The organism is Agromyces sp. CCNWLW213 (genome assembly GCF_037199545.1).
GTDB lineage: Bacteria > Actinomycetota > Actinomycetes > Actinomycetales > Microbacteriaceae > Agromyces.
In genome coordinates, this window is sequence record NZ_JBBBDX010000007.1 from 1 (window position 1) to 26193 (window position 26193).

Consider the following 26193-nt stretch of genomic DNA (forward strand, 5'->3'; position numbering starts at 1 on the left):
CCCCCCCCCCCCCCCCCCCCCCCCCCCCCCCCCCCCCCTCCCCCCCCCCCCCCCTCCCCCCCCCCCCCCCCCCCCCCTCGCCTCTGTCGGTCGCGCAGGCCTCGGCGATACACTGCCCCCGATCAGCTGTCCGAGGAGCGAGGAGGCACGCATGTCGGCTGCGGCATCGCCCGTCATCCTCGTCGTCGCGTCCGACGCCGTCGTGCGTGAGGCGATCGTGGCCGAGCTGCGCCGTCGATACGCGGCCGACTACCGCATCGACGAGGCGCCCGACGACGAGGTGGCGGCGGTGCGCATCGGCCAGCTCGTGGCGGCCGGCAGCCAGCTCGCGCTGATCCTCGCCGATCGCGCGGGCGACGTGGGCGGACGGAGCGTGTTCGCCGTCGCGAGGTCCTGGTTCCCCGACGTCCGGCGCGGACGCCTCATCGAATGGGGCCAGTGGGGCGACCCGGTCGTGCGCGAGGAGATCCTGCGGCTCATGGCCGCGGGGGAGCTCGAGTACTACGTGATCCGGCCGTGGCACACGCCCGACGAGTACTTCCATCGGACCATCACGGAGTTCCTGCTCGAGTGGGAGCGCTCGATCGGACTGCGACCCCGCGAGGTCACCGTCATCGGCCGCGCCGGGCTCGCGCGCACGCACGAGCTGCGGAGCCTGCTCGCACGCGGCGGCGTGCCGCACGACTGGCTCCGGCCCTCCGATCCGCTCGCGCGGGAGCGACTCGAGGTCGCCGGGATCCACGACGTGCCCGAGGTGCCCGTGGTGGTCATGCTCGACGGCCGCGCGTTCGTCGATCCCGGCAACGCCGAGCTGGCCGCCGCGTACGGCCTCGACACGTCGGTCGACGTCGACCGGACGGCCGACGTCGTCGTGGTGGGCGCCGGGCCCGCCGGTCTCGCCGCCGCCGTCTACGCCGCGTCCGAGGGGCTCGACGTGCTCGTCGTGGAACGCGAGTCGATCGGCGGACAGGCGGGATCGAGTTCGCTCATCCGCAACTACCTCGGCTTCTCGCGGGGCATCTCGGGCTCCGAGCTCGCGCAGCGCGCCTACCAGCAGGCCTGGGTGTTCGGGGCGCGCTTCGCGCACGCGCGCGAGGTGGTGGGACTCGGACAGGAGGGCGACGAGTACGTCGTCCACATCGCACCCGACCTCGCGGTCCGCAGCCGCAGCGTCGTGCTCGCGACCGGAGTGTCCTATCGGCGCCTGGGGGTGCCCGAGCTCGAGGGGGACCTGGTCGGCGCCGGCGTCTACTACGGCGCCTCCGCGGTCGAGGCCCAGGGCATGGCCGGGAAGCCCGTCTTCGTGGTGGGGGGCGGCAACTCGGCCGGCCAGGCGGCGCTGCACCTGGCGCGATACGCCGTCTCCGTCACGCTGCTCGTGCGGGGCTCGTCGCTCGCCGACAGCATGTCGCAATACCTCATCGACCAGCTGACCGCGCAGGGGGTCACCGTGCGTACGCGCGCCGAGGTCGTCGGCGGCGGGGGCCGCGACGGCGGACTCGAGCACATCATCGTGCGCGATCGCGACACGGGCGCCGAGACCGAGGAGGCGTGCGGCGGGCTGTTCGTGCTCATCGGGGCCGCTCCCCGCACGGGGTGGCTGCCACCCGAGGTGCTGCGCGACCGCTGGGGGTACGTGCTCACGGGGGCGGACCTGGTCGCGCAGGGCGGACCTCGAGCGTGGCCGCTCGAGCGGGAGCCGGCGGCCCACGAGACCAGCCTGCCGGGCGTCTTCGCGGTGGGCGACGCCCGCCGCGGCTCCGTGAAGCGGGTCGCCTCGGCGGTCGGAGAGGGTTCGGTCGTGGTCTCGTCGGTGCACAAGCACCTCGCGGAGATCCGCGCCCGCGAGGAGCAGAGCGCGGCCGGATGACGCGCATCGCTCCCGGCACCGGGCCGGTGGCCTCGCCGCCGTCCCCGGGCCGGGTCGCGCTCATCGCGGCGATCCTCGCCGTGCCGCTCCTCGGGCTCTGGCTGCTCGTCGCGCGTCCCGCGCTCGACCTGCAGTGGGAGCACCAGCCCGCGCACTTCTGGCTGGTGCTCGCCGCAGGGTCCATCAACGCCGCGCTCGCGTGGGCGGTGGGATCGGCGGCGCGGCTCCGACGGGACGCCCGGCTCGTCCTGGTGTCGCTGTCCTTCCTCGCCGCGGCGGGCTTCCTCGCCCTTCACGCGCTCGCCACGCCGGGAGTGCTGCTGGAGGGCTCGAACACGGGGTTCGCGCTCGCGACGCCGGTCGGGCTCACGGTGGCCTCGGTCTTCGCGGCGTGGTCGAGCCTCGACCTCGACGGTGCGCACGGCGCCAGGGTCGTGCGCCTCGCACCGTGGCTCGTCGGCGGGCTCGTCGCGCTCATGCTTGCGTGGGCGGCCGTGTCGCTGCTGCGACTCGGGCCCCTCGACGCCGCCGCGCCGCCCGAGCGCATGGCCGTCCCGTTCGCCGTGCTCGCCGTGGTCGGACTCGTGCTCTACGGCTTCGCGGTGATCCGCTACCTCCGGATGCCACGGCACGCCGCCTCGCCGCTGCCCCTCGCATTCGCGGCGGCGTTCACGCTGCTCGCCGAGGCCGAGATCGCCGTCGCGCTCGGCCGCAACTGGCATCTCTCGTGGTGGGAGTGGCACGTGCTCATGCTCGCCGCGTTCGTGATCATCGCGGTCGCCGCGCAGCGATCGTGGCGCGAGGAGCGGTGGGCGGGCCTCTACACGCACGACACGGCCGCGGGCGAGCGCGACGTGTCGGTGCTCTTCGCCGACCTCGCTGGGTTCACGCACTTCTCCGAGTCGCATGAACCCGCCGAGGTCACCGCGATGCTCAACACGTACTTCTCCGACGCGATCCCACCGCTCGTCGAGCGCTTCGGCGGACGAGTGGACCGGCTCATCGGCGACGCCGTCATGGCGGTGTTCGAGGCGGATCCCGACGAATCCGCCTCGCACGCGCACCGGGCGGCGGGCGCCGCACTCGCGCTGCAGGAGGCGACGGGCGCGGTGGCGGCCGCGCACCCGGACTGGCCGCGGTTCCGGGTGGGCGTCAACTCCGGCACGGCGAACGTCGGCATCCTCGGCACGGGTGGCGGGCGCACCTACACGGTCATCGGCGACACCGTGAACGTCGCCTCGCGCATCGAGCACCGCGCGCCGGTGGGCGGCGTGGCGATCGCCGCGGCGACGCGGGAGCGCCTGGGCGATGCCGCGGTCACCGAGCCGCTCGGCGCGCTGCAGGTGGCGGGGCGCGATGCGCCCGTCGAGGCGCACCGGCTGGTCCGGCTCGGCGACTGAGCGGATGCCGCAGCGGGCGGCCCGCCGGATCAGGCGTGCGGGAGCGCATACCCGTCGGGCGAGGCGACGGCGAGTCCGTCGGCGACGAGGCCGCCGAGCGCGCGGCGGAACCGTTCGGGATCGTCGGGGAGCACCCGGGCCAGGTCGTCGGCGGGGACCGGGCGGTGCGCGGCCCGGAGCTCGCGCATCACGAGGCCCCGTGCCTCGCGATCGCTGCCCTCGAACCGCGCCTGCCGGGTGCGGCGCGGTCCGTCGTAGGCGGGATACCCGGCGGCCCGCCAGGCGCACCGGTCGACGATCGGGCACGCGTCGCACTGCGGCGCACGCGCCGTGCACACCGTCGCGCCGAGTTCCATGGCGCCCGCGTTGAACCGGTGGGCCGCCTCGCGGTCGACGGGCAGCAGCCGCTCCATGGCCGCCAGGTCGCGCGCGGTCGCCGGGGGACCCGCCTCGGCCCGACCCTCGACGGCGCGTGCGATGACCCGCCGCGTGTTGGTGTCGACGACCGGGTGCCGGTCGCCGAACGCGAAGGCCGCGATCGCGCGCGCCGTGTAGGGGCCGATGCCCTGCAGCGCCAGCAGGGCGTCGAGGTCGCGGGGCACCTCGCCGCCGTGCCGCTCGACGATCTCGGTCGCGGCGCGGTGCAGCCACAGCGCACGTCGCGGGTAGCCGAGGCGGTCCCAGGCGCGAACCGCCTCCGCGGGCGGTTCCGCGGCGAGCGCGGCGGGCGTCGGCCACCGCGCGACCCACGCCTCCCAGCGGGGCTGCACGCGGCCGACCTGCGTCTGCTGCAGCATGAACTCGCTCACGAGCACGGCCCAGGGCGACACGTCGGCCGCGCGCCACGGCAACGGTCGGGCGGCGTGCGCGAACCACTCGATCACCGCGGCCGCGAGACGGCCGCCGTCGCGGTCGTCGACGTCGGTGACGGCGGGGTGCGGCATCCGCCCAGCCTATTCGGGCCGTGCGACGCGCCGGGCTACGCTCGGAGCATGGAGCTCGTCACGACCCCGCGCGTCGCGTTCCTCCGCCGGGTCGCCGACGGGTTCCTCGCGCACACGGGCCGCGGGCGCGTCATCGTCGCGATCGACGGCCCCGTGCGCAGCGGCAAGACCGCCCTCGGCGACGACCTCGCCGACGTGCTGCGCGAGCGCGACCTCGCGGTGTTCCGCGCGAGCGTCGAGGACTTCCACCGGTCGCGCGAGGCGCAGGCCGAGTACGGCCCCGATACGCCCGAGCGCTACTTCGGCTACGGCGTCGACGAGTCGGCGCTGCGGCGCACGCTCGTCGACCCGTTCCGCCTGGCCGGCTCGACCGCCTTCGTCACGAGCAACTTCGACCTCGTGCGCGACGCGTGGGTCGAGCCGAAGTGGCGGACGGGGCCCGCCGACGCGTTCCTCGTGCTCGACGGGCGGTTCCTGCTCCGCCGCCGCCTCCGCGACCTGTGGGACGTGCGGATCGCGGTCGACGGCGACCCGGTCGACCCGGCCGACGCGATCGCCTACGCCGAGTCCGACCCCCGCGAGCACGCGCAGTTCGTGGTCGACCTCAGCGACCCCGCGCGGCCCCGCCTCGGCGGGTCCGGCGGGTCCGGCGCGTAGCGGCGAGCACGGCGGTCACCCGCGCAGCCGGCAGCGGGGCGCCCTGCCGCTCGACCTCGTGCACGAGCTCGACGAGCGCCCGGTTCACGGGCGCATCGAGGCCCGCGGCCGTGGCCTCGCGCACGACCGCGCCGTTCAGGAAGTCGATCTCGGTGGGCTGGCCCCGACGCAGGCTCTGCTGGGTCGAGCCGAGGTTGGGCACGTCGCCCATGCGCACGCGCATCGACCACGGCAGCAGCTGCCCCACGCGGAGCGGCAGCCGCGCGAAGGCCCTCAGCCGGCGGTCGCCCAGCCCCTGCAGCGACCCGAAGCGGATGCCACGGGCCATCCCGACCCGCACGGTCTCGCGCATCGATGCGGCGACCACGCGGCGCAGCGCCGGGTCGTCGACCACGTCCTGCACGCTCCGGCCGACGATCGCGGGCACGGCGTTCAGCATGTTGACGACGAGCTTGGTCCACTGGGCGCCGCGGAAGTTCCCGATCGCCACGACCGGCGCCGCCTCGGAGAGGACGGCCGCCGCGCGCCGCGCCTCGGCGTCGGGCTCGCCGTCGCCGCGGCCGAGGTAGCTCGCCGCCGTCGTGGTCACCCGGACCGCGCCCGGCTCGGTGTAGTTGGCGGCGATGATCGAGAGCATGCCGAGGCACGTCGAGCGGGGCAGGACCCGCTCGGCAGTCGTGACGCCGTCGAGTCCGTTCTGCACGACGACGACCCTGACCCCGTCGATCGTCCTGGCGTTCGCGACGAGGGCCGCCTCGGCGTCCTGCGCCTTCGTGCAGACGAGCACGAGGTCGGGCCGCGTCGTCAGCCGCTCGCCCGCGGCGGGGTGCGCGTGCACCTCGCCGTAGCCGCCCGACAGGCGGATGCCGCCCGCGCGGATCGCCTCCAGGCCCGCGCCCCGCGCGGCGACCTCGACGTCGTGTCCGGCGCGTGCGAGCAGCGCCGCGAACGTCCCGCCGAGCGCGCCCGCGCCGATGATCCCGATCCTCACCGGTCCAGCGTAGGACGCACGGCCGGCGGCATCCGCCCGCGCTGTTAGCCTGTACCGCGTGAACAGCGGCATCCTCCTCGTCGACAAGCCGCAGGGGATGACCAGCCACGACGTGGTCGCCCGCATCCGCCGGCTCGCCGGCACGCGCAAGGTCGGCCACGCCGGGACCCTCGACCCCATGGCCACCGGGCTGCTCGTCCTCGGCGTCGATTCCGCCACGCGCCTCCTGCACCACCTCGTCGGACTCGACAAGGAGTACCGCGCGACCGTGCGGCTCGGATGGGGCACGACCACCGACGACGCCGAGGGCGACGCACTCGACGCGGCATCCGACGCGGCCGTCGCGGCCGTCACCGCCGAGGCCGTCGCCGAGGCCATGGCCGCGCAGACGGGCGTGATCGAGCAGGTGCCGAGCGCCGTCAGCGCCGTGAAGGTCGACGGCCGGCGCGCCTACCAGCGCGTGCGCGACGGCGAGCAGGTCGAGCTGAAGGCCCGGACGGTGACCGTCTCGGCGTTCGAGCTGCTCGACCTCCGCAGGGGCGAGGGATGCCTCGACCTCGACGTGCGCGTGGCGTGCTCGTCGGGCACGTACGTGCGCGCCCTCGCGCGCGACCTCGGGACCGCGCTCGGGATCGGCGGGCACCTCACGGCGCTGCGCCGCACCCGGATCGGCCGGTTCGACGTCGTCGAGGCCGGCCCGCTCGAGGGCTTCGACGTCGCCGCCCGGCGCCTCTCGCCCGCCGACGCCGCCCGGCGCGTGCTCCCCGTCGTGACCGTCGACGCCGACGACGTCCGCGACCTCCGCCACGGCAAGCGCATCGACGCGCCGGCCGAGGTGGCCGCGGGCCCCGCCGCCGCGATCGGACCCGGCGACGTGCTCGTCGCCATCGTCGAGCGCCGCGGCCCCCAGCTCAAGGTCGTCACCGGGTTCCCCGCCGAGGAGGGCGCATGATCGAGTGGTTCGCCTACGTCCAGGTCGCCGTCGCCGTGGTCGGCGGTCTGCTGTGCGTCGTGCTGGGGCTCGCGAAGCGCGTGCCGAACGACCTCGTCCTCGGCGTGCTCGCACTCGTCGAGCTGCTCCTCGTCGTGCAGGTCGTCGTCGCCGTCGTCGCGCCGGGCGCGGGCAACCCGCCGACCGGCAGCCTGCTCGAGTTCTGGGTCTACCTCGTGAGCGCGCTGCTGCTGCCGCCCGCGGCGGCGTTCTGGGCGCTGCTCGAGCGCGGCCGCTGGGCGACCGTCGTGTGCGGCGTGGCCGCGCTCGCCGTCGCCGTCATGGTGTACCGGATGCTGCAGATCTGGACCGTGCAGCAGGCGTGATGCGCGGTCTGGGAGAATCGTCGGACATGAGCGACGCACGCATCGAACCCGAGCCCGCCGCGACGCCGGGCCGCATGAGCGGCATCGGCCGCGTTCTCGTGGCCGTCTACGCCGTGCTCGCGCTCGCCGCGACGGGACGCAGCTTCACGCAGATCGTCCAGCGGTTCGACGAGGCCCCGCTCGCGTACGCGCTGTCCGCGCTCGCGGCCGTGGTCTACATCGTCGCGACCATCGCCCTCGTGCGTCCCACGCCGGCGTGGTACCGGGTGGCGTGGGCGACGATCGTATTCGAGTTCACCGGCGTGATCGTGGTCGGGGCGCTCAGCGTGATCCGGCCGGAGCTCTTCCCCGACGCGACCGTGTGGTCGAACTTCGGCATGGGGTACCTGTTCGTCCCGCTCGTGCTCCCGCCCCTCGGCATGTGGTGGCTCGCCACGCATCCGCCGCAGCGGGATCCCGCGGAGCAGGCCGCCTCCGCGGGATCGGCGGCCCCCCGGAGCGCGGCCGAGGACCGCTCGTGAGGACGTTCGACGGGCTCGACGCCATCCCGCACGGATTCGGGCCCTCGGCCGTGACGATCGGCAAGTTCGACGGCGTGCACCAGGGCCACCGTGCGGTCATCGCGAAGCTCCGCGAGATCGCCGGGGAGCGTCGCCTCGAGGCCGTCGCGATCACGTTCGACCGCCACCCCGCGGCGTTCCACGCGCCCGACCGCTGCCCGCCGCAGCTCATCAGCACGCGGCAGAAGCTGCAGCTGCTGGCCACCACGGGCCTCGATGCGACGCTGCTGCTGCACTACGACGCCGAGCTCGCCGGCAACTCCGCCGACGAGTTCGTGCGCCGCTACCTCGTCGAGGCGCTCGGCGCGCGCGTCCTGCTCGTGGGCCACGACTTCCGCTACGGGCGCGGCAACGAGGGCGACGTCGGGATGCTCCGCCGCCAGGGCGAGGAACTCGGCTTCGACGTGGTCGTCGTCGACGACGTGGTGCCCGAGGGCGGACGCCGCGTCTCCTCGACCTGGATCCGCGAGCTGCTCGAGGCCGGCGAGGTCGAGCATGCTGCCGAGCTGCTCGGCCACGTGCCGACGATGAGCGGCCTCGTCGTGCACGGCTTCAAGCGCGGACGCGAACTCGGCTACCCGACCGCGAACCTCGCGCCCGACGCCGAGGGGTTCATCCCGGGCGACGGCGTGTACGCCGGCTGGCTCGTCGACGGGGGAGTGCGCTATCCGGCGGCGATCTCGGTCGGCAACAACCCGACGTTCGAGGGGGTGCCGCAGAAGCAGGTCGAGGCGTACGTGCTCGACCGCGACCTCGACCTCTACGATCACGTCGTGGGCGTCGAGTTCGCGCACCGCGTCCGCGGCATGGAGAAGTTCGACGGCATCGACGCCCTCATCGCGCAGATGGGCCGCGACGTCGCGCGCGTGCGGGAGCTCGTGGCCTGAGGGATCGCCGGGGCGACGACGCGGGGTGCCGCGGTCAGTCCCGGGCGTCGGCCGGCGGCGCCTCGTCGGCCCGCGGCGGGTGCGGAGCGACGGCGCCGATGCCGGTGAGGAAGCGGAGCAGGCCCGCCGCCGTGTCGACGAGCGGCGCGCCGTGGCCGAACTCCCAGCCGGCGTCCGTCGCGCGCAACCGGTGCCCGGCGATGACCGCGCGGATCTCGGTGGGAGCGGCGGCGGCGCGACGGAGGGCGACGGCGCCCGAGGCACGCGGTGAGAGCGGCACCACCGCGCCGATCGCGTCGCCGATGAGGAGCGCCGCGACCACGGCGTCGTCGAGCTCGACGATGCTCGTGGGCTTCGGCCGCTCGAGGACGGCCCCCGCCCGCAGCGCGATGCGGTCCGCCGCCGCGGCGGGGCCGGGCAGGCGCGTGAGCTCGGCGAGTCGACGCGCCTCGGCGCCCCGCGCGATCCGGCCCGCGGCGTCGAGCGCCCGCCGGGTGCGCGAGCGCCCGAAGTCCTCGACGAGCTCGGACGCCACGTCGGCGACCTGCCAGCCCGGCCGGCCCGTGGTCGCCGCCCACGCGTCGCCGCCGGCCGCGCGCAACACCTCGGCGAGGGCGGTCAGCACCTCGGCGGTCTCGCTGCGACGATCGGCGGTCACGCCGGACTCGTCGACGTCGGGACGCCGGCTCAGCGGGAGGTAGCGCGAGAAGTCGGCCACGCGTCCAGCCTAGACTCGGCGGGTGACGAACGCCGCCCCTCGACCGCTGTGGGCGGGGCGCACCCTGGCGCTCGTCGGCATCGTCGCGGTCGCGTTCAACCTCCGCACCGCGGTCGCCTCGCTCTCGCCCGTCCTCGTCCAGATCGAGCGCGAGATCCCGTTGACGGCCCTCGCCGTCGGCTTCCTCGGCATGCTCCCGCCCCTCTGCTACGCGCTGTTCGGCATCGTCACGCCGGTGCTCGCGCGACGGTTCGGCCTCGAGGCGACGCTGGTCGTCTCGCTCGGCGCGCTCGCGCTCGGCCTCGCCGGTCGGGGGCTTGCGCCGTCCGCCGGCCTGCTGCTCGCGGCGAGCACGGCGACGTTCGCCGCGATCGGCGTCGGCAACGTCCTGCTGCCCCCGCTCGTGAAGCGCTACTTCCCGGACCGCATCGGCCTGGTCACGACCGTCTACGTGACGGCGATGTCGGTGAGCACGTTCCTGCCGCCGCTGGTCGCCGTGCCCGTGGCGGATGCCGCGGGCTGGCGCGTCTCGCTCGGCCTCTGGGCGGTGCTCGCGCTGGCCTCGCTCGTGCCGTGGGTGGCGCTGCTCGTCCACCCGCGCCGCGAGATCCCCGCGGAGCTCCCGGAGGAGGCGGAGCCCGGCCTGCTCCGGCACGCGTTCCGCTCGCCGCTCGCGTGGGCGCTGGCGGCCGTGTTCGCGGTGTCGGGGTTCAACGCCTACGCCCTGTTCGCCTGGCTGCCGCTCATCCTGCAGGAGACGGCGGGGTCCTCGCCGCTCGAGGCGGGCGCGCTGCTGTCGCTCTTCGCGGCGATGGGCCTCCCCGCGGCGCTCGCCGTTCCCGTCCTCGCCGCCCGGAAGGGCGCGGTGCGGATCCTCGTCGCGATCGGCGCCGGGGGCATCGTGCTGGGGTACGTCGGACTCATCGCGGCGCCGGCGACGGCCACGTGGCTCTGGGTCGCCCTCGTTGGGATCGGGCCCCTGTTCTTCCCCCTCGCCCTCGTGCTGATCAACCTGCGCACGCGCACCCACGCCGGCTCGGTCGCACTGAGCGGATTCGTGCAGTCGGTGGGCTACGTCGCCGTCGCGATCGGACCGCTCGCCGTCGGCCTCCTCCATGACGCGACGGGGGGATGGACGGTTCCGCTCGTCGTCCTGCTCGCCTCGGCCCTGCCGGCGGTGATCGGCGGTGCGGTGGTCGCGCGGCCCCGGTACTTCGAGGACGAGCGGGTCTGAGCCCCAGCCCGCGGGGTTCGCCCGAGGTCCGCGGACCATCCCGGTCCCCGCCGGGTCCGCCGTCAGGCGTGCGCTCCCGGCCGATGCACCAGGGCGGCGGCGCCGATCAGCGGTCCCTCGTCCGACAGCGCCGAGGGCACGATCCGGGTCCGGCGGACGAAGTCGAACTCGGTCCGCGCCGAGAGCGCCGTGCGCGCCGCGTCGAGCAGGGCCGGCGAGACCCGCGAGAACCCGCCTCCGACGGCCGCCATGTCGAGGTCGGCGAGGTTGGCGGCGGACGCGATGGCCCGGCCGATCGCCGTCCCGGCGCGCTCCACGGCGGCGGCGGCGACGCGATCGCCCGCGGCGTGGGCCCGGGCCAGGTCCTCGCCCGTGGCCCCGGCGAAGCCGTGGGCGCGAGCCCACCGCACGGTGCTCGGGCCGGAGGCCACGGCCTCGAGGCAGCCACGCCCGCCGCATGCGCACGCGTCGTCGGCGCCGCCGACCTCGACGTGGCCGATGTGCCCGGCGTTGCCCGTCGGGCCCGGCGCGGGTCGTCCGTCGAGGACCAGCCCGCCGCCGACGCCCGTCGAGACGACCATGCCGAGCAGGTTGCGGGTCCCGCGTCCGGCGCCCACCCAGTGCTCGGCCACGGCGATGCAGAGCCCGTCGATCCCGAGCGTGACCGGGACGCCCGGCACGAGGGCCGAGACGCGGTCGACGAGCGGATGCCGCCGCCAGGCGGGGACGTTGAGCGGCGAGACGGTGCCCGCCGCGAGGTCGACGGGCCCCGCGCAGCCGACGCCGGCGCCGGTGAGGGGGGCTCCGTCGGGGAGCGCCGCGAGGGCGTGGCGGACCGCCGAGGCGACGGCCCGGTCGAGCGCGTCGGACGTCGCGTCGGCACCGGTCGGACGGCGCGCGCGGGATGCCGGCAGCAGCGCACCCGAGCCATCGACGAGCGCGGCCTCGACCTTGGTGCCGCCGAAGTCGACCGCGAGCGCCACCGGTGCCGTCATACGGCCAGCATACGGGCGCCCCATCCGAGGGCACCTGCTCATATGAGCAGAACCACCCGCGCATGTTGCCGTCCGCGCAGGCCGAGCCTACGCTGGATGGCGGCGGAAGGAGACGAATGGACGAGACCGACGAACTCCTCTCGATCCGCGCGGCGGAGCTCTACTACGAAGAGAACAAGACGCAGGACGAGATCGGTCAGGCGCTCCGGCTCACGCGCTGGAAGGTGGGGCGACTGCTCGCCCAGGCCAAGCAGCGCGGGTTCATCCGCATCGAGATCCTCCACCCGCGCGCTCGCCGCCTCCCGATCGAGCGCCGGCTCCGCGAGGAACGCGGCCTCGACGACGCGATCGTGGTCTCCTCCGCGGGCGTCAACTCCCCGGACGAGCTGCAGTCGCGCACCGCCCAGGCCGCCGCCGACTACCTCACCGCCCTCCGCCCGGTGCCGCGCACGCTCGGGGTCAGCTGGGGCCGCACGCTGTTCGAGGTCTCGCAGCACCTCCGCAACGGCTGGGCGACGGGGGTCAACGTCGTGCAGATCAACGGCGGCGTGAGCCTCAACCGCCGCGCGGGCACCGCCGCGGCCACCGCCGTGGCGATCGCGCAGAAGGGCGGCGGCAACGCCACGCTGCTGCCGAGTCCCGCCATCCTCGAGCACCTCGCGACCAAGCAGGCCATCGAGTCCGACCGCGTCGTCGCCGGGGTCATCGAACTCGCCCGCTCCGCCGACGCGTACCTGTTCAGCGCCGGCCCGGCCGACCACACGTCGGTGCACATCGAGAGCGGCTACCTCACCGACGCCGACGTCGACCTGCTCGTGCAGAAGGGCGCCGTCGGCGACGTCGTCGGCCGCTACATCGACGCCGACGGCAACATCGTCGACCCCGCGCTCGACGCGCGGACCGTCGGCCTCACGCTCGACGAGCTCCGCGAGGGCCGGCTCCGCATCGCCGTCATCGCCGGGCGCTCGAAGCACCCGGTCGCCGACGCGGTCGTCCGCTCAGGCCTCTGCTCGGTGCTCGTCACCGACGAGGCGACCGCCCTCCACCTCCTCGACGGCTGAGCCGCCCGCGGCATCCGTCACGATCGAAAGCCAGGAACACATGTCAGGCACCTCACTGGTCACCGCCCGGGAGCGCGCGCTCGCCGTGCTCGGCGGCGAGCCCGACGACGCCACTCTCCGCCGGTACCTCCACGGCATCGCGGGCGTCGACGCCGTCGGCCTCGAGCAGCGCGCCGCCGCCCTCGGCACGCGCTCCATCAAGACCACGTCGAAGCAGTGGGCGCTCGATCGCATCATCTCGCTGGTCGACCTCACGACCCTCGAGGGCGCCGACACGCCGGGCAAGGTCCGCTCGCTCGTCGCGAAGGCCGTCAACCCCGACCCGGCGGATGCCACGACCCCGCGCGTCGCGGCGGTGTGCGTGTACGGCGACATGGTCCCGTACGCCGTCGATGCGCTGGGCCCCCTGCACGGCGACCCCGACGACGGCCGCATCGCGGTCGCGGCGGTCGCGACCGCCTTCCCGTCCGGCCGGTCGTCGCTCGAGATCAAGCTCGCCGACACCGCGGAGGCCGTCGCGCACGGCGCCGACGAGATCGACATGGTCATCGACCGCGGGGCGTTCCTCGCGGGCCGCTACGGGCTCGTCTTCGACCAGATCGCGGCCGCCAAGGAGGCCTGCCGCCGCCCCGACGGCACGAGCGCCTCGCTCAAGGTCATCCTCGAGACCGGCGAGCTCGTGACGTACGACAACGTGCGCCGCGCGTCGTGGCTGTCGATCCTCGCGGGCGGCGACTTCATCAAGACCTCCACGGGCAAGGTGCAGCCGGCCGCGACGCTGCCGGTGACGCTCCTCATGCTCGAGGTCGTGCGCGACTGGCACCTCATGACCGGGCAGCGCATCGGCGTGAAGCCCGCGGGCGGCATCCGCGCGTCGAAGGACGCGATCAAGTACCTCGTGACCGTCGCCGAGACGGTCGGCGAGGAATGGCTGCAGCCGCACCTGTTCCGCTTCGGCGCGTCGAGCCTGCTCAACGACGTGCTCCTGCAGCGCCAGAAGCTGGCGACCGGTCACTACTCCGGCCCCGACTACGTGACCATCGACTGAGACGAGAGCACCGCATCATGAGCTTCCTCGAATACGCCCCCGCACCCGAGTCACGGGCGATCCTCTCGCTCCGGGACCAGTACGGCCTCTTCATCGACGGCGAGTTCGTCGACGGCCGCGGCACGCCGTTCCAGACCATCTCGCCCGCGAGCGAGGAGCGGATCGCGACGATCGCGAACGCGAACGCCGCCGACGTCGACGACGCGGTGGCCGCCGCCCGGCGGGCCTACGACCGCACCTGGTCGCGCATGTCGGGCCGCGACCGCGGCAAGTACCTCTTCCGCATCGCCCGGCTCGTGCAGGAACGGGCTCGCGAGCTCGCCGTGGCCGAGTCGCTCGACAACGGCAAGCCGATCAAGGAGTCGCGCGACGTCGACGTGCCGCTCGTGGCGGCATGGTTCTTCTACTACGCCGGCTGGGCCGACAAGCTCGACCACGCCGGACTCGGCGCGAACCCCCGCGCCCTCGGCGTCGCCGCGCAGGTGATCCCGTGGAACTTCCCGCTGCTCATGCTCGCGTGGAAGATCGCCCCGGCGCTCGCCGCCGGCAACACCGTCGTGCTGAAGCCCGCCGAGACGACGCCGCTCACCGCGCTGCTCTTCGCCGAGATCGTCCAGCAGGCCGACCTGCCGCCGGGCGTCGTCAACATCGTGACGGGCGCGGGCGACACCGGCGCCGCGCTCGTCGCGCACGACGGCGTCGACAAGGTCGCCTTCACCGGTTCGACCGCCGTCGGCCGCGCGATCGCGAAGCAGGTCGCGGGCACGTCGAAGAAGGTCACGCTCGAGCTCGGCGGCAAGGCCGCGAACATCGTCTTCGACGACGCGCCCATCGACCAGGCCATCGAGGGCATCGTCAACGGCATCTTCTTCAACCAGGGGCACGTGTGCTGCGCCGGGTCGCGACTGCTCGTGCAGGAATCCATCCACGACGAGGTCGTCGAGCGCCTGAAGAGCCGCCTGTCGACGCTGCGCCTCGGGGACCCGCTCGACAAGAACACCGACATCGGCGCCGTCAACTCGGCCGAGCAGCTCGCGCGCATCACGGAGCTGTCGGACGCGGGCGTCGACGAGGGCGCCGAGCGCTGGAGCGCCCCGTGCGAGATCCCCGAGAACGGGTTCTGGTACGCGCCGACGATCTTCACCAACGTGCAGACGTCGAACCGCATCGCGCGCGAGGAGGTCTTCGGGCCGGTGCTGTCGGTGCTCACGTTCCGCACGCCGCAGGAGGCCATCGCCAAGGCGAACAACACGCCCTACGGACTGTCGGCCGGCATCTGGACCGACAAGGGCAGCCGCATCCTCGCCGTCGCCGACCAGCTGCGCGCCGGCGTGGTGTGGGCCAACACCTTCAACCGCTTCGACCCGGCCAGCCCGTTCGGCGGCTACAAGGAGTCGGGCTACGGCCGAGAGGGCGGCCGGCACGGGCTCGGGGCGTACCTCTCGCCTGCGACGGCGACCTCGGTCGGCCGCGGCGCTGCGCAGCGTCGTCTCGAGGCCGCCGGATCATCGTCGACGCCCGATCTCGAGACGCCCGCGAAGCGGGCTCCTCGATCAGCACGCGCCAAGAAGAAGGGAGCCGCGAAGTGAGCCGCCTCGCCGTGCCCAAGACCTACAAGCTGTTCATCGGCGGCGGGTTCCCGCGCAGCGAGTCCGGCCGCACCTACGAGGTCGCGAGGGCCGATGGCGCGTTCCTCGCCAACGCCGCGAAGGCCTCGCGCAAGGACGCCCGCGACGCGGTCGTCGCCGCGCGCGGCGCCGTGGGCGGCTGGGCGGGCGCCACCGCGTACAACCGCGGCCAGGTGCTCTACCGCATCGCCGAGCTCCTCGAGGGCCGTCGTGCGCAGTTCGTCGCCGAGATCGAGGACGCCGAGGGCGCGACGCGCGCCCAGGCGGCCGCGCAGGTCGACGAGGCCATCGACCGCTGGGTGTGGTACGCCGGCTGGGCCGACAAGTTCGCGCAGGTCGCGGGCAACGCCAACCCGGTGGCGGGCCCGTACTTCAACATCTCGGTGCCCGAGCCGACCGGCGTCGTGGCGATCGTGGCACCGCAGGACTCCTCGCTCGTCGGCCTCGTCTCCGCGGTGGCGCCGGCGCTCGTCGCCGGCAACGCGGTGGTCGTGGTGGCCAGCGAGCGGTTCCCGCTCTCGGCGATCACGCTCGCCGAGGTGCTCGCGACGAGCGACGTGCCGAAGGGCGTCGTGAACGTCCTCACGGGATCGCCCGCCGAGATCGCGCCGTGGCTCGCGAGCCACGCCGACGTCAACGCGATCGACCTCGTGGGGGCGGGCGACCTCGACTGGATCGACCTCGAGATCGCCGCCGCCGACACGCTGAAGCGCGTGCTCCGACCCGAGCAGGGCCCGGATGCCGCGGCGCCGACGCTCGACCGCATCGCCGCGTTCACCGAGACGAAGACGGTCTGGCACACCAAGAGCCTGCGGTAGCGCCGGGCGCCCGTCCGGTGCCCTCGGGGGATTCACAGCGGCGGCCCGGCCCCCGCCCGCACCTCGCGGGCTAGGGTCGGGCCATGCGCATCCTGGTGACCGGGGCGACCGGCTACATCGGCGGCCGACTCGTGCCGAGGCTCATCGAGGCGGGGCACGAGGTTCGCGCCGTCGTGCGGCGGCCCGAGCGGCTCCGCGACGTGCCCTGGGCCGCCGACGTCGACCTCGTCGACGGCGACCTGACGGACGCCGCGGCCGTCGACCGCGCGGTGCGCGACATCGACGTCGTCTACTACCTCGTGCACTCGATGGGCGGCCGCGGCGATTTCGAGGCGACCGAGCTGGGCATCGCGCGGAACGTCGCGAACGCGGCACGGGCGGCCGGCGTGCGCCGGATCGTGTACCTCGGCGGACTGCATCCCGTCGGGGGGAAGCTCTCGCGTCACCTGCGCTCGCGCGTCCGGGTGGGGGAGATCCTGCTCGAGTCCGGCGTGCCGACCGTCGTGCTGCAGGCCGGCGTCATCATCGGCTCGGGCTCGACGTCGTTCGAGATGATCCGTCACCTCACCGAGGTGCTGCCGTACATGCCCGCGCCCCGCTGGGTGCGCAACTTCATCCAACCCATCGCGGTCCGCGACGTGCTGCACTACCTGATCCGGGCCGCCGAGCTGGCGCCGGACGTGAACCGCGCCTTCGACATCGGCGGGCCCGACGTGCTGCGCTACGGGCAGCTCATGAACGGGTACGCGGTCGAGGCCGGGCTGCGGCAGCGCCCGATCGCGGCGCTGCCCGTGCTGACCCCGTGGCTCGCCGGCCAGTGGGTGAACCTCGTGACGCCGATCCCCAGGCGCCTCGCGGTGCCGATCATCGAGTCGCTGCAGTTCGACTGCGTCATGCGCGAGCACGACATCGACGCCGTCATCCCGCCCCCGCCGGAGGGCCTCGTCGGCTACCGGCGCTCGGTCCGCCTCGCGCTCGAGAAGGAGCGCTCGGGCGAGGTCGAGACGAGCTGGCGCAACGCCGAGGTCGAGGGCGCGCCGAGCGACCCGCTGCCGAGCGACCCGGACTGGGCCGGCTACACCGTCTACGTCGATCGCCGCGAGCGTCGCGCCGACGCGCCGGTCGAGGCGCTGTGGTCGGTCATCGAGGGCGTCGGCGGTGAGAACGGGTGGTACTCCTTCCCCCTGGCCTGGGCGATCCGCGGATGGATCGACAAGCTGTTCGGCGGCGTGGGGCTCCGTCGCGGCCGGCGCGACCCGGACACCCTCTACCCGGGCGACGCGGTCGACTTCTGGCGGGTCGAGGCGATCGAGCGGCCGCGGTTCCTCCGGCTCCGCGCGGAGATGCGGGTTCCGGGCCGGGCCTGGCTCGAGATGTCGGCTGAGCCGGACGGTCGCGGCTCGGTCTACCGCCAGCGTGCGGTGTTCTTTCCGAAGGGGCTCGCGGGACGCCTCTACTGGTGGTCGATCGTGCCGATCCACGGCGTGGTGTTCGCCGGCATGGCGAACCGCATCGCCCTCGAGGCGGCGTCGGCGGCGCGCACCCGGCCGCGCGCCGTCGTGGCGACCCACCGCGTTCGAGCGGGCGAAAGATAACGAAACGGTAACGGCGTTGCTAGAGTGACCTGCACGGCGCGCGCAAGGAGGCGCGAGGCCGAGGAAGGTCCGAATCCCGTGCCCCACGCCCCCCGCACGGCCCCCGACGAGGCCGTACCCGCCCCCCGCACCCCTGATGACCCTCGACCGGCGGCCGGCCGCGCCCGCCGAGGCCGGCCGCGCCGCGCACTCCGGCCGCCCCGACCGGCCGTGCGGATCGCCCTCGCGGCAGCCGGCGTCGCCGCGACCGCCTCGCTCCTGTGGACGGCCGCGATCCCCGCCGACGTCTACGCCATCGACGTGTTCGGCGCGCTGCGCCAGCCGGGCGAGGCCGCGGCGATCATCGGCCACCGCGGCGACCGCTCGCTCGCGCCCGAGAACACCATGCCCGCGCTCGAGCTCGCGATGGACGAGCTCGCGTACGTCGAGACCGACGTCCGCCTCACGCGCGACGGCGTCCCGGTGCTCTTCCACGACACCGACCTCGAGCGCGTCGCCGGACGGGACGGCCGGGTCGAGGACCGCACGCTCGCCGAACTGCGCCGGATCGACGTGGGCCGGTGGTACGGCGACGACTTCGCCGGCGAGCGGATCCCGACCCTCGACGCGTTCCTCGTCGCGCTCGCCGAACGCGACGGCGCGAGGGCACTCGTCGAGCTCAAGGCGGCGTGGTCGCCGGACGAGGTCCGTCGCGTCATCGACCTCGTCGAACGGCACCGGCTGCGGGACCGCGTGGTCCTCCAGAGCTTCAGCATCGAGACGCTGCAGTCCATCCAGCGGATCTCGCCGACGACGCCCCGGATCATGCTCATCCGCGAGCTGCCGGCCGATCCCGTCCCGCTCGCCGAGCGGCTCGGCGTCATCGGCTTCGGCACCACCGCGGCATCCGTCACCGCGGCGCCCGAGGCCGTCGACGCGGCCCATTCCGCGGGCATCGCGGTGCTCTGCTACACGCTGAACACGCAGGACACGTGGGCGCAGGTGCGCGCGCTCGGCGTCGACGGCATCATCACCGACCAGCCGAGCGACCTGGACGAGTGGATCGCCGCGACGGCACCGGGCACATGACCGGACGCACCGCCGCCGTCGTCAGTCGGCGGCGATCGCCGCGACGCCGAGACGGTCGGCGGCCGCGGCGAACTCGGCATGCATCGCCGGCGAGAACAGCACGAACCGCACGAGCCCCGGAGCCTCCCGCGACGCGCCGGCCGCGTCGGCGGTGGCGAGCGCGACCTCGGCGACGTCGTGGGCCGGCCAGCCGTACACGCCCGCCGACACCGCGGGCAGTGCGACGGATGCCGCGCCGAGCCGTGCCGCGAGGCCGAGCGAGTTGCGGAAGGAGGCCTCGAGCCGGCGCCGGCGCCGCCCCGCCTCCGCGCCTGGACCGGGCCAGACCGGGCCCACCGTGTGCACGACCCACGTCGCCGCGAGCCGGCCGGCGGTCGTGGCGACCGCCTCACCGACCGGCAGGCCGTCGGGAAGGGTCGAGGCGCGCAGCGCTCGGCACTCGGCGAGGATCTCCGGGCCTCCGGCACGATGGATCGCCCCGTCGACCCCGCCGCCGCCCAGCAGCGACGAGTTCGCCGCGTTCACGATCGCGTCGACGCGCTCGAGCGTCAGGTCGCCGACGACCAGCTCGATCCGCGCCATGGGTCAGGCCCGGTTGTTGGAGAGCTCGAAGATGCGCACGAGCTCGGCCACGGCCTCCTCGCGCCGGTCGCCGCCCTCCTCGTACATGTGCGAGACATGCGTGCGGAGGTGGTTCTCGACCAGGAGCTTGTTCAGCGATCCGAGCGACTTCTGCACCGCGAGCGACAGCGTGATGATGTCGACGCAGTAGTCCTCGTTCTCGATCATCTTCTCGATGCCGCGCAGCTGGCCCTCGATGATCTTCGTGCGGTGGAGGGCGCGCTTCTTGATGTCGTCGATCACGCTCACAGGATACGCCCCGCCCGGGATACCCCCGTCCGTATCCGGGCACGGCGGCGCGGTCGGCGCGGGCGGATGACGCGGGGCGGGCCGGTTCGCTAGCGTGAGGGCATGGTCGCCATGGGCTCCGGCACCCGCGGGCTTCGTCGCCTCATCGGCGTCGCGGCGCTCGCCGGAGCGCTCGCGGCCTCGGGCTCGGCGGTCGCCGCGACGGCGTCGGCACTGCCCGCCGCGTCCGGCGCGCTCGCCGCGGGCGCGCTCGCTGCGCCCGTCCCCGTGCCGCCCGTGCAGGCCGTCCCCGCCGACGTCGACGACTTCACGTTCGCGAGGTTCGACGCCGTGTACGAGCTCGGTCGCGACGCCGAGCGGAGATCCGAGCTGCTCACGACCGAGACCCTCGTGGCGGTGTTCCCCGAGTACGACCAGAACCGCGGCATCCGCCGTGCCATCCCGCGCACGTACGACGGGCACCCGACCGACGTCCGCGTGGTCTCGGTGACCGACGGCGACGGCGAGCCGCGCGGGTTCGAGACGGAGCGCAGCGAGGACGGCGCCTTCGAGCTCGTCACCATCGCCGCCGACGACTTCGTGCACGGCGAGCAGACGTACGTCATCGCCTACCACCAGCGCAACGTCACCTTCGAGCCCGACGACGTCGAGGTCCAGGAGTTCTACTGGGACGTCAACGGCACCGGGTGGGCGCAGCCGTTCGGGATCGTCCGTGCCGAGCTCCGCCTCGGATCCGGGCTCGTCGACGCGGTCACGGGCGACGCCGCGTGCTACCGCGGGTACGAGGGCTCGTCGACGCCCTGCGACGACCTGCGCGCGGAGGACGGGGTCGTGAGGGCGCAGGCGTCCGCGCTGGACCCCTACCAGAACCTGACCATCGCCGTCGGCTTCGAGCCCGGCACCTTCGAGCCGCGCGACGAGCGGTTCACGTCGTCGCCGGCGGCGATGGGCTCCGCCGCCTCGGCGCTCACCGCGCTCACGGTCGCCATCCTCGCCGGGATCTTCCGGGCCACGCGCTGGCGCGACCACCCCGGCCGCGGCATCGTCGTCGCCCAGTACGAGCCGCCCGCGGGCGCCTCGCTCATGGAGTCCGCCGACCTCGTGGGCGCGCCGGGCAAGGGCATCACCGCGACGATCCTCGCGGAGGCCGTCGACGGTCGGGTCAGGGTCGTCGAGACGGCCCGGAAGAAGTACGCCGTCGAGCTCATCGGTCCCGTCGACGGCGCCGACCGCGACGCCGGACGCGTCCTGTCGGCCCTCTTCGGCGGGGGAGCCCGTCCCGGCGCCCGCCGCGACCTGAAGTCCAGCGACACCGCCCTGGGCACGAAGCTCATGAACCTGCGCCGGCAGGTGCACTCCCGCGTCGCCCGGGAGGGGCTGCGTCGCCGGCCGGACGGGGGCCTGCGCGTGCTCCTGGCGCTCCTCGCGATCGTCGCGGCGACGCTCGCGGTGGTCCTCGGGATCGTCGCGCTCGACGCGAGCATGGGCGGGGCGTGGCCGTGGCTGCCCATCGTCGGCGCGTCCCTCGCCGCGCTGGCGACGGTGTGGATCGTCGCGACCGTGCGTCCGCTCACCGAGCGCGGCCGCGAGCTGCACGACCACCTCGAGGGGCTCCGGCTGTACATCCGGCTCGCCGAGGCCGACCGGCTGCGGATGCTGCAGAGCCCGACCGGGGCGGAGCGCGTGGCGCTCGGCGGGCCGGCGGGGGCGGCATCCGTCGACCCCGACCCGGACGCGGTGCTGCGGATCACCGAGCGGCTCCTGCCCTATGCGGTGCTCTTCGGCCAGGAGCGCGAGTGGAGCGACGAGCTCGCGGCGCTCTACGCGGAGCGGGGCCGGGAGCCCGGGTGGTACTCGGGCCGAAGCGGATTCAACCCCGCGGTGTTCGCGGCGAGCGTGAGCTCGTTCTCGAGCGCGTCCAGCTCGAGCTGGTCGGGTTCGTCGTCGAGTTCGTCCTCGAGCGGTTCGGGGGGCGGCGGCTCGAGCGGCGGAGGCGGCGGCGGCGGAGGCGGCGGCGGGGTCTGAGCGCGCCGCGCCGGCGACTCAGTCCTCGTCGTCGGCGGTGCCCGGCTCGTCGGGCAACGGCACGCGGCGTTCCTCGTCGATGCCGACGAGGTCGTCGTCCGCGTCGTCGCCGACCGGGCGCTCGTCGGCGTCGGCGGCGGCGACCCCGGACTCGAGCTCGGCCTCGGCCGGGATCTCGCCGTCCTGTGCGACCTCGAATTCGTGATCGTCGGCGATGCCCTCGCCGAACCGGGTCGACTCGTCCATGCTGCGAGCCTAGCCTCCGCATGCCGACCGCGACAGGGCCGGGCGCCGCTCCGGAGGCGCGGCGCCGCGTCGTCGGCTGCGGCCATGCCGGACCGGGGTCGGGCGGCGCTCGCCGGGCTCGCCGACCAGCGGAATCCGCGAGGGCGCGGCGAGGGGCCTGACGGGCGCCATTGGCGCGAAGCCCGCAACGGCGCGTAGAATGTGCGAGGCGCCCGACGAATCCGTTCTTCGGTCCGACGGCTGGGGGAACTCGCCCCGCCATGCTCGGCTCCCGGATTCGGCGCACCGCGACGACGGCCTCGACGATCGAGCCCGTCCGGCGGTGCCGGCCACCGCGCCCGGTGGTGGGGGAGCCCGTTCGCATCGGGCCCAGACAGGGGAGGACCATTGGCCCAGACGAGGCAGCGGCAGCGCACGCGTTCGCGTGACGACGACGCGCCCATCATCCCGATCCTCGCGCGCAAGGTGCGCGAGGTCGAGCAGAAGGCCCAGAAGAACAAGCTGGGCCCCACCAACCGGACCAAGTTCCAGGTGATCGCGCTCCTCATGCGCGAGGAGCGGGCCCGGGTGAAGGGCGACGCCGAGCTCGGCGACGCCGCGCGGGCCGAGCTCCTGAAGCGACTCGACGGCATCGCGCAGATCCTCGCGAAGACCGCGGCGCGCGACACGAGCCTCATCACGCTCCTCGAACCGGATGCCTCGATCTCGACGGTCGCGCAGCGGTTCCGCCGCGACTGGCTGCTCGAGTCGGGCGCCGAGCTCAGCGAGGACGAGCTGATCATCGTCCGCGAGCCCGAGCCGCGGCCGGAGCTCGCCGAGAACCAGGTCATCCCGCGTTCCGTCAAGGCCCGACAGCTGGCGAGCCCGTTCCTCGCCCCCGATCTCGCGCCCCCGCCGCGGCCGGTCGTGCCGGTGCGGCGCCTCGCGAACTGGGAGCTGCTCGGCCCCCTGTTCAAGTCGTTCGAGTCGGGGTCCGGAGGCCAGGCGGCATCCATGGACCTCCCCGAGCCGCCGCGCATCGACCGGCTCGCGCCGCGCGGCCTCGAGCTCATGCCCCACCAGGCGCGCTTCATCGAGGGGGCCCGGCGGGGCCACCGGCGGTTCCTGCTCGCCGACGAGCCCGGACTCGGCAAGACCGCGCAGTCGGTCCTCGCGGCATCGGTCGCCGGCGCCTACCCGCTGCTGGCCGTCGTGCCGAACGTCGTGAAGATGAACTGGGCCCGCGAGGTCGAGCGGTGGACCCCGCACCGCCGGGCGACCGTCATCCACGGCGACGGCGACGGGGTCGACGCCTTCGCCGACGTCATCGTCGTGAACTACGACGTGCTCGACCGGCACATGGCCTGGCTCTCGACCCTCGGCTTCCGCGGCATGGTCGTCGACGAGGCGCACTTCATCAAGAACCTGCAGTCGCAGCGCTCGCGGAACGTGCTCGCGCTCGCCGAGCGCATCCGCCGCAACACCCCGGGCGGCGACCCGCTGCTCCTCGCGCTGACGGGCACCCCGCTCATCAACGACGTCGACGACTTCCGGGCGATCTGGCAGTTCCTCGGCTGGATCGAGGGCGACCGGCCGTCGCCGGAGCTCCTCGGCAAGCTCGAGGAGACCGGGCTCACCCCCGCCGACCAGGGCTTCTACGCCGAGGCGCGTCGCATCGTCATCGACCTCGGCATCGTGCGCCGCCGCAAGGTCGACGTGGCCGCCGACCTCCCCGAGAAGCGCATCGCCGACCTCCCCGTCGAGCTCGACGACGAGATCGGCCGGTCGATCCGCGCCGCCGAGCGCGAGCTCGGGCACCGGCTCGCCACCCGGTTCCGCGCCCTCGTCGAGTCCCGCAAGCTCCGCGTGGGCGACCTCGACGAGCTCGAGCGCGACCAGTTCATCCGCGCGGTCGCGCTGTCCGAGCTCGAGGAGTCGAAGTCGGCCAAGTCCGGCGAGAACGTCTTCACGATGGTGCGTCGCATCGGCCAGGCCAAGGCGGGCCTCGCGGCCGACTACGCGGCGCAGCTGGCCCGCTCCGCCGGCAAGGTCGTGTTCTTCGCCAAGCACATCGACGTCATGGACCAGGCCGAGGCGGCGTTCGCGGCCCGCGAGCTGCGCACGGTGTCGATCCGCGGCGACCAGTCCGCGATCGCCCGCCAGCAGGCGATCGACGCGTTCAACTCCGACCCCGGCGTGTCGGTCGCGGTGTGCTCGCTCACGGCCGCCGGCGTCGGCGTCAACCTGCAGTCGGCATCGAACGTCGTGCTCGCCGAGCTCAGCTGGACCGCGGCCGAGCAGACGCAGGCGATCGACCGCGTGCACCGCATCGGCCAGGACGAGCCGGTCACGGCATGGCGCATCATCGCGGCGCACACCGTCGACGCGCGCATCGCCGAGCTGATCGACCAGAAGCAGGGGCTCGCACTCCGCGCCCTCGACGGCCTCGACGTGGAGCCCGGCTCGGCGGACTCGGTGCAGCTCGACGCGCTCCAGCACCTGCTCCGCCAGGCGCTGGACGGCGCCCTCTAGGCCGGCGTCGCGGCGTGCGTCCGCTCATCGGGACGGACGGACGCCGCGCGCCGGACTAGACTCCTCGTCGTTCGCGCCTCGATGATGCGGCCCCCCGCGAACGTCCACCTCACGAGGAGTCAACCAGGCATGAAGATCGGCATTCTCACGAGCGGCGGCGACTGCCCCGGCCTCAACGCGGTCATCCGCGGAGCCGTGTTGAAGGGCGTCATCTCGCACGACGCCGAGTTCGTGGGCTTCCGCTGGGGATGGAAGGGCGTCGTCGAGCGCGACATCATCCCCATCACGCGTCACGACGTGCGCGGCCTCTCGAAGCAGGGCGGCACGATCCTCGGCTCGAGCCGCACCAACCCCTTCGAGGGCGAGCAGGGCGGCCCCGAGAACATCCGCCGCATGCTCGACGAGGAGGGCATCGACGCCATCGTCGCGATCGGCGGCGAGGGCACGCTGACGGCCGCGCGCCGGCTCGTCGACGAGGGCGGCCTTCCCGTCATCGGGGTGCCGAAGACCATCGACAACGACCTGGCCGCGACCGACTACTCGTTCGGCTTCGACACGGCCGTCGAGATCGCCACCGAGGCGATCGACCGGCTGCGCACCACGGCCGAATCGCACAACCGCTGCATGGTCCTCGAGGTCATGGGGCGGCACGTGGGCTGGATCGCCCTGCACTCGGGCATGGCCGGCGGCGCCCACGCGATCCTCATCCCCGAGCAGCCCATGGGCATCGACGAGATCTGCCACTACGTCGACTCGGTCCGCGAGCGCGGGCGCGCACCGCTCATCGTGGTGGCCGAGGGCTTCAAGCTCGACACCATGGACGAGGCGCACTCCCACCTCGGGCTCGACGCGTTCAACCGGCCGCGGCTCGGCGGGATCGCCGAGAAGCTCGCGCCGATGATCGAGGAGCGCACGGGCATCGAGTCGCGCCACACGGTCCTCGGCCACATCCAGCGCGGCGGGGCCCCGTCGGCGTACGACCGCGTGCTCGCGACCCGGCTCGGCATGGCCGCCGTCGACGCGGCCGTCGACCGCGCGTGGGGCAGCATGGTCACCCTGCGCGGCACCGACATCGCGCGCGTCACGATCGCCGAGGCGACGGGCGGGCTCAACCTCGTGCCGCAGTCGCGCTACGACGAGGCTCGGATCCTCTTCGGCTGACGCGATGCCCGAGCCCCGGATGCCGCTGCCGCAGGTCTGCGTGTGCTACCTGCTGCGCGAGTCGGACGGGCGCACGCAGGTGCTGCTCGGGCGCAAGAAGCACGGGCTCGGACGCGGCTACTTCGTCGGGCTCGGCGGCAAGCTGGAGCCGGGCGAGTCCGCCGTCGAGGCCGCCGTGCGCGAGGTCCACGAGGAGTCCGGCGTCACCGTCCGAGCCGGCGACCTCGACGCCCGCGGGCTCCTGACCTACCTGTTCCCGCACCGCGAGGCGTGGAGCCAGGAGTCGAGCGTGTTCGTCGCGCGCTCGTTCACGGGCGTCCCCGCGGCATCCGACGAACTCGATCCGGAGTGGTTCGACCTCGATCGGGTGCCGCTCGACGAGATGTGGGACGACGCGAGGCACTGGCTGCCCGGCGTGCTCGCGGGCGGCCGGGTGCGTCGCACGTTCGTGTTCGGGGAGGACCTCGCGAGCGTGGTGGATCAGCGCGATCACGTCGCGTAGGATCATCGGGGCTCGGCGCTCGCCGACATCCGCAACCCGGCCTGCATGAACAGCAGGAGAATCCCTCACCCGATCTCACGGAAAGAC

Annotated in this window: 25 protein-coding genes; 18 read left to right on the forward strand and 7 right to left on the reverse strand. The window is 74.2% G+C overall.

All coding sequences use genetic code 11. The features are described from left to right. Positions 1-151: 151 nt before the first annotated feature. Complete coding sequence (locus WBQ80_RS13255; RefSeq protein ID WP_336570682.1) at positions 152-1870, forward strand: FAD-dependent oxidoreductase; 1719 nt, start codon at positions 152-154, stop codon at positions 1868-1870. Further along, positions 1867-3270, forward strand: coding sequence for an adenylate/guanylate cyclase domain-containing protein (locus WBQ80_RS13260; RefSeq protein WP_336570683.1), 1404 nt, complete (start codon positions 1867-1869; stop codon positions 3268-3270). The genes WBQ80_RS13255 and WBQ80_RS13260 overlap by 4 nt, the downstream gene beginning before the upstream one ends. A gap of 29 nt (positions 3271-3299) precedes the next feature. Here the strand turns inward: WBQ80_RS13260 and WBQ80_RS13265 are convergent, their stop codons facing one another. Then, entirely contained in the window at positions 3300-4214 is a 915-nt protein-coding gene (locus WBQ80_RS13265; RefSeq protein ID WP_336570684.1) for an A/G-specific adenine glycosylase, read from the reverse strand. Positions 4215-4262: 48 nt separating this feature from the next. On the opposite strand from WBQ80_RS13265, the gene WBQ80_RS13270 reads away from it, so the two are divergent. Continuing rightward, positions 4263-4871 carry a hypothetical protein gene (locus WBQ80_RS13270; protein WP_336570685.1) on the forward strand — a complete coding sequence of 203 codons (609 nt, stop codon included), beginning with the start codon at positions 4263-4265 and terminating at the stop codon, positions 4869-4871. On the opposite strand, the gene WBQ80_RS13275 is transcribed toward WBQ80_RS13270, so the two are convergent. Further along, complete coding sequence (locus tag WBQ80_RS13275; RefSeq protein WP_336570686.1) at positions 4819-5862, reverse strand: ketopantoate reductase family protein; 1044 nt, start codon at positions 5860-5862, stop codon at positions 4819-4821. The two genes, WBQ80_RS13270 and WBQ80_RS13275, sit on opposite strands and share 53 nt — an antisense overlap. A 49-nt stretch (positions 5863-5911) precedes the next feature. Here WBQ80_RS13275 and truB point away from each other — a divergent pair, with 49 nt between their 5' ends. The 4 genes from truB to WBQ80_RS13295 are packed head-to-tail and all read left to right on the forward strand — an operon-like array spanning position 5912 to position 8626. Continuing rightward, entirely contained in the window at positions 5912-6814 is a 903-nt protein-coding gene (gene truB, locus WBQ80_RS13280) for a tRNA pseudouridine(55) synthase TruB (protein ID WP_336570712.1), read from the forward strand. Further along, on the forward strand, positions 6811-7179 hold the full coding sequence (locus tag WBQ80_RS13285) for a hypothetical protein (protein ID WP_336570687.1): 369 nt from the start codon (positions 6811-6813) through the stop codon (positions 7177-7179). Before truB ends, WBQ80_RS13285 begins: the two co-directional genes overlap by 4 nt. 26 nt (positions 7180-7205) lie before the next feature. Then, positions 7206-7700 (forward strand): hypothetical protein, encoded by a 495-nt coding sequence (locus WBQ80_RS13290; RefSeq protein ID WP_336570688.1) that lies wholly within the window; start codon positions 7206-7208, stop codon positions 7698-7700. Continuing rightward, positions 7697-8626: a bifunctional riboflavin kinase/FAD synthetase gene (locus WBQ80_RS13295; protein WP_336570689.1), complete on the forward strand. Its 930-nt coding sequence runs from the start codon at positions 7697-7699 to the stop codon at positions 8624-8626. The genes WBQ80_RS13290 and WBQ80_RS13295 overlap by 4 nt, the downstream gene beginning before the upstream one ends. Positions 8627-8660: 34 nt before the next feature. Here WBQ80_RS13295 and WBQ80_RS13300 read toward each other — a convergent pair whose 3' ends face one another. After that, positions 8661-9344, reverse strand: a complete 684-nt coding sequence (locus WBQ80_RS13300) for a hypothetical protein (RefSeq protein ID WP_336570690.1) — start codon at positions 9342-9344, stop codon at positions 8661-8663. Positions 9345-9366: 22 nt separating this feature from the next. On the opposite strand from WBQ80_RS13300, the gene WBQ80_RS13305 reads away from it, so the two are divergent. Then, complete coding sequence (locus WBQ80_RS13305; RefSeq protein ID WP_336570691.1) at positions 9367-10578, forward strand: MFS transporter; 1212 nt, start codon at positions 9367-9369, stop codon at positions 10576-10578. Positions 10579-10640: 62 nt separating this feature from the next. On the opposite strand, the gene WBQ80_RS13310 is transcribed toward WBQ80_RS13305, so the two are convergent. Further along, positions 10641-11573: an ROK family protein gene (locus tag WBQ80_RS13310; protein WP_336570692.1), complete on the reverse strand. Its 933-nt coding sequence runs from the start codon at positions 11571-11573 to the stop codon at positions 10641-10643. 116 nt (positions 11574-11689) lie between these two features. Here WBQ80_RS13310 and WBQ80_RS13315 point away from each other — a divergent pair, with 116 nt between their 5' ends. The 6 genes from WBQ80_RS13315 (at position 11690) to WBQ80_RS13340 (ending at position 18791) form a co-directional block, all read left to right on the forward strand. Then, positions 11690-12634 (forward strand): sugar-binding transcriptional regulator, encoded by a 945-nt coding sequence (locus WBQ80_RS13315; RefSeq protein WP_336570693.1) that lies wholly within the window; start codon positions 11690-11692, stop codon positions 12632-12634. A gap of 40 nt (positions 12635-12674) precedes the next feature. Further along, positions 12675-13682: a deoxyribose-phosphate aldolase gene (gene deoC, locus WBQ80_RS13320; protein WP_336570694.1), complete on the forward strand. Its 1008-nt coding sequence runs from the start codon at positions 12675-12677 to the stop codon at positions 13680-13682. Positions 13683-13699: 17 nt separating this feature from the next. After that, positions 13700-15271 carry an aldehyde dehydrogenase family protein gene (locus WBQ80_RS13325; protein ID WP_336570695.1) on the forward strand — a complete coding sequence of 524 codons (1572 nt, stop codon included), beginning with the start codon at positions 13700-13702 and terminating at the stop codon, positions 15269-15271. Beyond that, entirely contained in the window at positions 15268-16128 is an 861-nt protein-coding gene (locus WBQ80_RS13330) for an aldehyde dehydrogenase family protein (protein ID WP_337282578.1), read from the forward strand. The genes WBQ80_RS13325 and WBQ80_RS13330 overlap by 4 nt, the downstream gene beginning before the upstream one ends. Before the next feature lie 83 nt (positions 16129-16211). Continuing rightward, positions 16212-17723 (forward strand): SDR family oxidoreductase, encoded by a 1512-nt coding sequence (locus WBQ80_RS13335; protein WP_336570699.1) that lies wholly within the window; start codon positions 16212-16214, stop codon positions 17721-17723. Positions 17724-17933: 210 nt separating this feature from the next. After that, entirely contained in the window at positions 17934-18791 is an 858-nt protein-coding gene (locus WBQ80_RS13340) for a glycerophosphodiester phosphodiesterase (protein WP_336570700.1), read from the forward strand. Between the two features lie 21 nt (positions 18792-18812). Here WBQ80_RS13340 and WBQ80_RS13345 read toward each other — a convergent pair whose 3' ends face one another. Both WBQ80_RS13345 and WBQ80_RS13350 read right to left on the reverse strand, forming a co-directional pair. Then, entirely contained in the window at positions 18813-19373 is a 561-nt protein-coding gene (locus tag WBQ80_RS13345; RefSeq protein ID WP_336570701.1) for an O-acetyl-ADP-ribose deacetylase, read from the reverse strand. Between the two features lie 3 nt (positions 19374-19376). After that, a complete protein-coding gene (locus tag WBQ80_RS13350; RefSeq protein WP_336570702.1) occupies positions 19377-19655 on the reverse strand; it encodes a metal-sensitive transcriptional regulator in 279 nt (92 codons plus the stop codon). A 108-nt stretch (positions 19656-19763) separates the two neighbouring features. Between WBQ80_RS13350 and WBQ80_RS13355 the strand changes: the two genes are divergently transcribed. Continuing rightward, entirely contained in the window at positions 19764-21686 is a 1923-nt protein-coding gene (locus WBQ80_RS13355; protein WP_336570703.1) for a DUF2207 family protein, read from the forward strand. An 18-nt stretch (positions 21687-21704) separates the two neighbouring features. Here the strand turns inward: WBQ80_RS13355 and WBQ80_RS13360 are convergent, their stop codons facing one another. Further along, complete coding sequence (locus WBQ80_RS13360; RefSeq protein WP_336570704.1) at positions 21705-21932, reverse strand: hypothetical protein; 228 nt, start codon at positions 21930-21932, stop codon at positions 21705-21707. Between the two features lie 387 nt (positions 21933-22319). Here WBQ80_RS13360 and WBQ80_RS13365 point away from each other — a divergent pair, with 387 nt between their 5' ends. The 3 genes from WBQ80_RS13365 (at position 22320) to WBQ80_RS13375 (ending at position 26106) form a co-directional block, all read left to right on the forward strand. After that, positions 22320-24443 carry a DEAD/DEAH box helicase gene (locus WBQ80_RS13365; RefSeq protein ID WP_336570705.1) on the forward strand — a complete coding sequence of 708 codons (2124 nt, stop codon included), beginning with the start codon at positions 22320-22322 and terminating at the stop codon, positions 24441-24443. A 129-nt stretch (positions 24444-24572) separates the two neighbouring features. Further along, positions 24573-25604 (forward strand): 6-phosphofructokinase, encoded by a 1032-nt coding sequence (locus tag WBQ80_RS13370; protein WP_336573298.1) that lies wholly within the window; start codon positions 24573-24575, stop codon positions 25602-25604. Between the two features lie 4 nt (positions 25605-25608). Continuing rightward, positions 25609-26106 (forward strand): 8-oxo-dGTP diphosphatase, encoded by a 498-nt coding sequence (locus WBQ80_RS13375; RefSeq protein ID WP_336573299.1) that lies wholly within the window; start codon positions 25609-25611, stop codon positions 26104-26106. The last annotated feature ends 87 nt before the right edge of the window (positions 26107-26193 follow it).

Coding starts and splice junctions, on each gene's coding strand:
- WBQ80_RS13315 (WP_336570693.1), top strand. CDS start 11,690: ATGGACGAGACCGACGAACTCCTCTCGATCCGCGCGGCGGAGCTCTAC.
- WBQ80_RS13285 (WP_336570687.1), top strand. CDS start 6,811: ATGATCGAGTGGTTCGCCTACGTCCAGGTCGCCGTCGCCGTGGTCGGC.
- WBQ80_RS13310 (WP_336570692.1), bottom strand. CDS start 11,573: ATGACGGCACCGGTGGCGCTCGCGGTCGACTTCGGCGGCACCAAGGTC.
- WBQ80_RS13375 (WP_336573299.1), top strand. CDS start 25,609: ATGCCCGAGCCCCGGATGCCGCTGCCGCAGGTCTGCGTGTGCTACCTG.
- WBQ80_RS13260 (WP_336570683.1), top strand. CDS start 1,867: ATGACGCGCATCGCTCCCGGCACCGGGCCGGTGGCCTCGCCGCCGTCC.
- WBQ80_RS13345 (WP_336570701.1), bottom strand. CDS start 19,373: ATGGCGCGGATCGAGCTGGTCGTCGGCGACCTGACGCTCGAGCGCGTC.
- WBQ80_RS13370 (WP_336573298.1), top strand. CDS start 24,573: ATGAAGATCGGCATTCTCACGAGCGGCGGCGACTGCCCCGGCCTCAAC.
- WBQ80_RS13265 (WP_336570684.1), bottom strand. CDS start 4,214: ATGCCGCACCCCGCCGTCACCGACGTCGACGACCGCGACGGCGGCCGT.
- WBQ80_RS13335 (WP_336570699.1), top strand. CDS start 16,212: ATGCGCATCCTGGTGACCGGGGCGACCGGCTACATCGGCGGCCGACTC.
- WBQ80_RS13270 (WP_336570685.1), top strand. CDS start 4,263: ATGGAGCTCGTCACGACCCCGCGCGTCGCGTTCCTCCGCCGGGTCGCC.
- WBQ80_RS13255 (WP_336570682.1), top strand. CDS start 152: ATGTCGGCTGCGGCATCGCCCGTCATCCTCGTCGTCGCGTCCGACGCC.
- WBQ80_RS13360 (WP_336570704.1), bottom strand. CDS start 21,932: ATGGACGAGTCGACCCGGTTCGGCGAGGGCATCGCCGACGATCACGAA.
- WBQ80_RS13325 (WP_336570695.1), top strand. CDS start 13,700: ATGAGCTTCCTCGAATACGCCCCCGCACCCGAGTCACGGGCGATCCTC.
- WBQ80_RS13290 (WP_336570688.1), top strand. CDS start 7,206: ATGAGCGACGCACGCATCGAACCCGAGCCCGCCGCGACGCCGGGCCGC.
- WBQ80_RS13355 (WP_336570703.1), top strand. CDS start 19,764: ATGGTCGCCATGGGCTCCGGCACCCGCGGGCTTCGTCGCCTCATCGGC.
- deoC (WP_336570694.1), top strand. CDS start 12,675: ATGTCAGGCACCTCACTGGTCACCGCCCGGGAGCGCGCGCTCGCCGTG.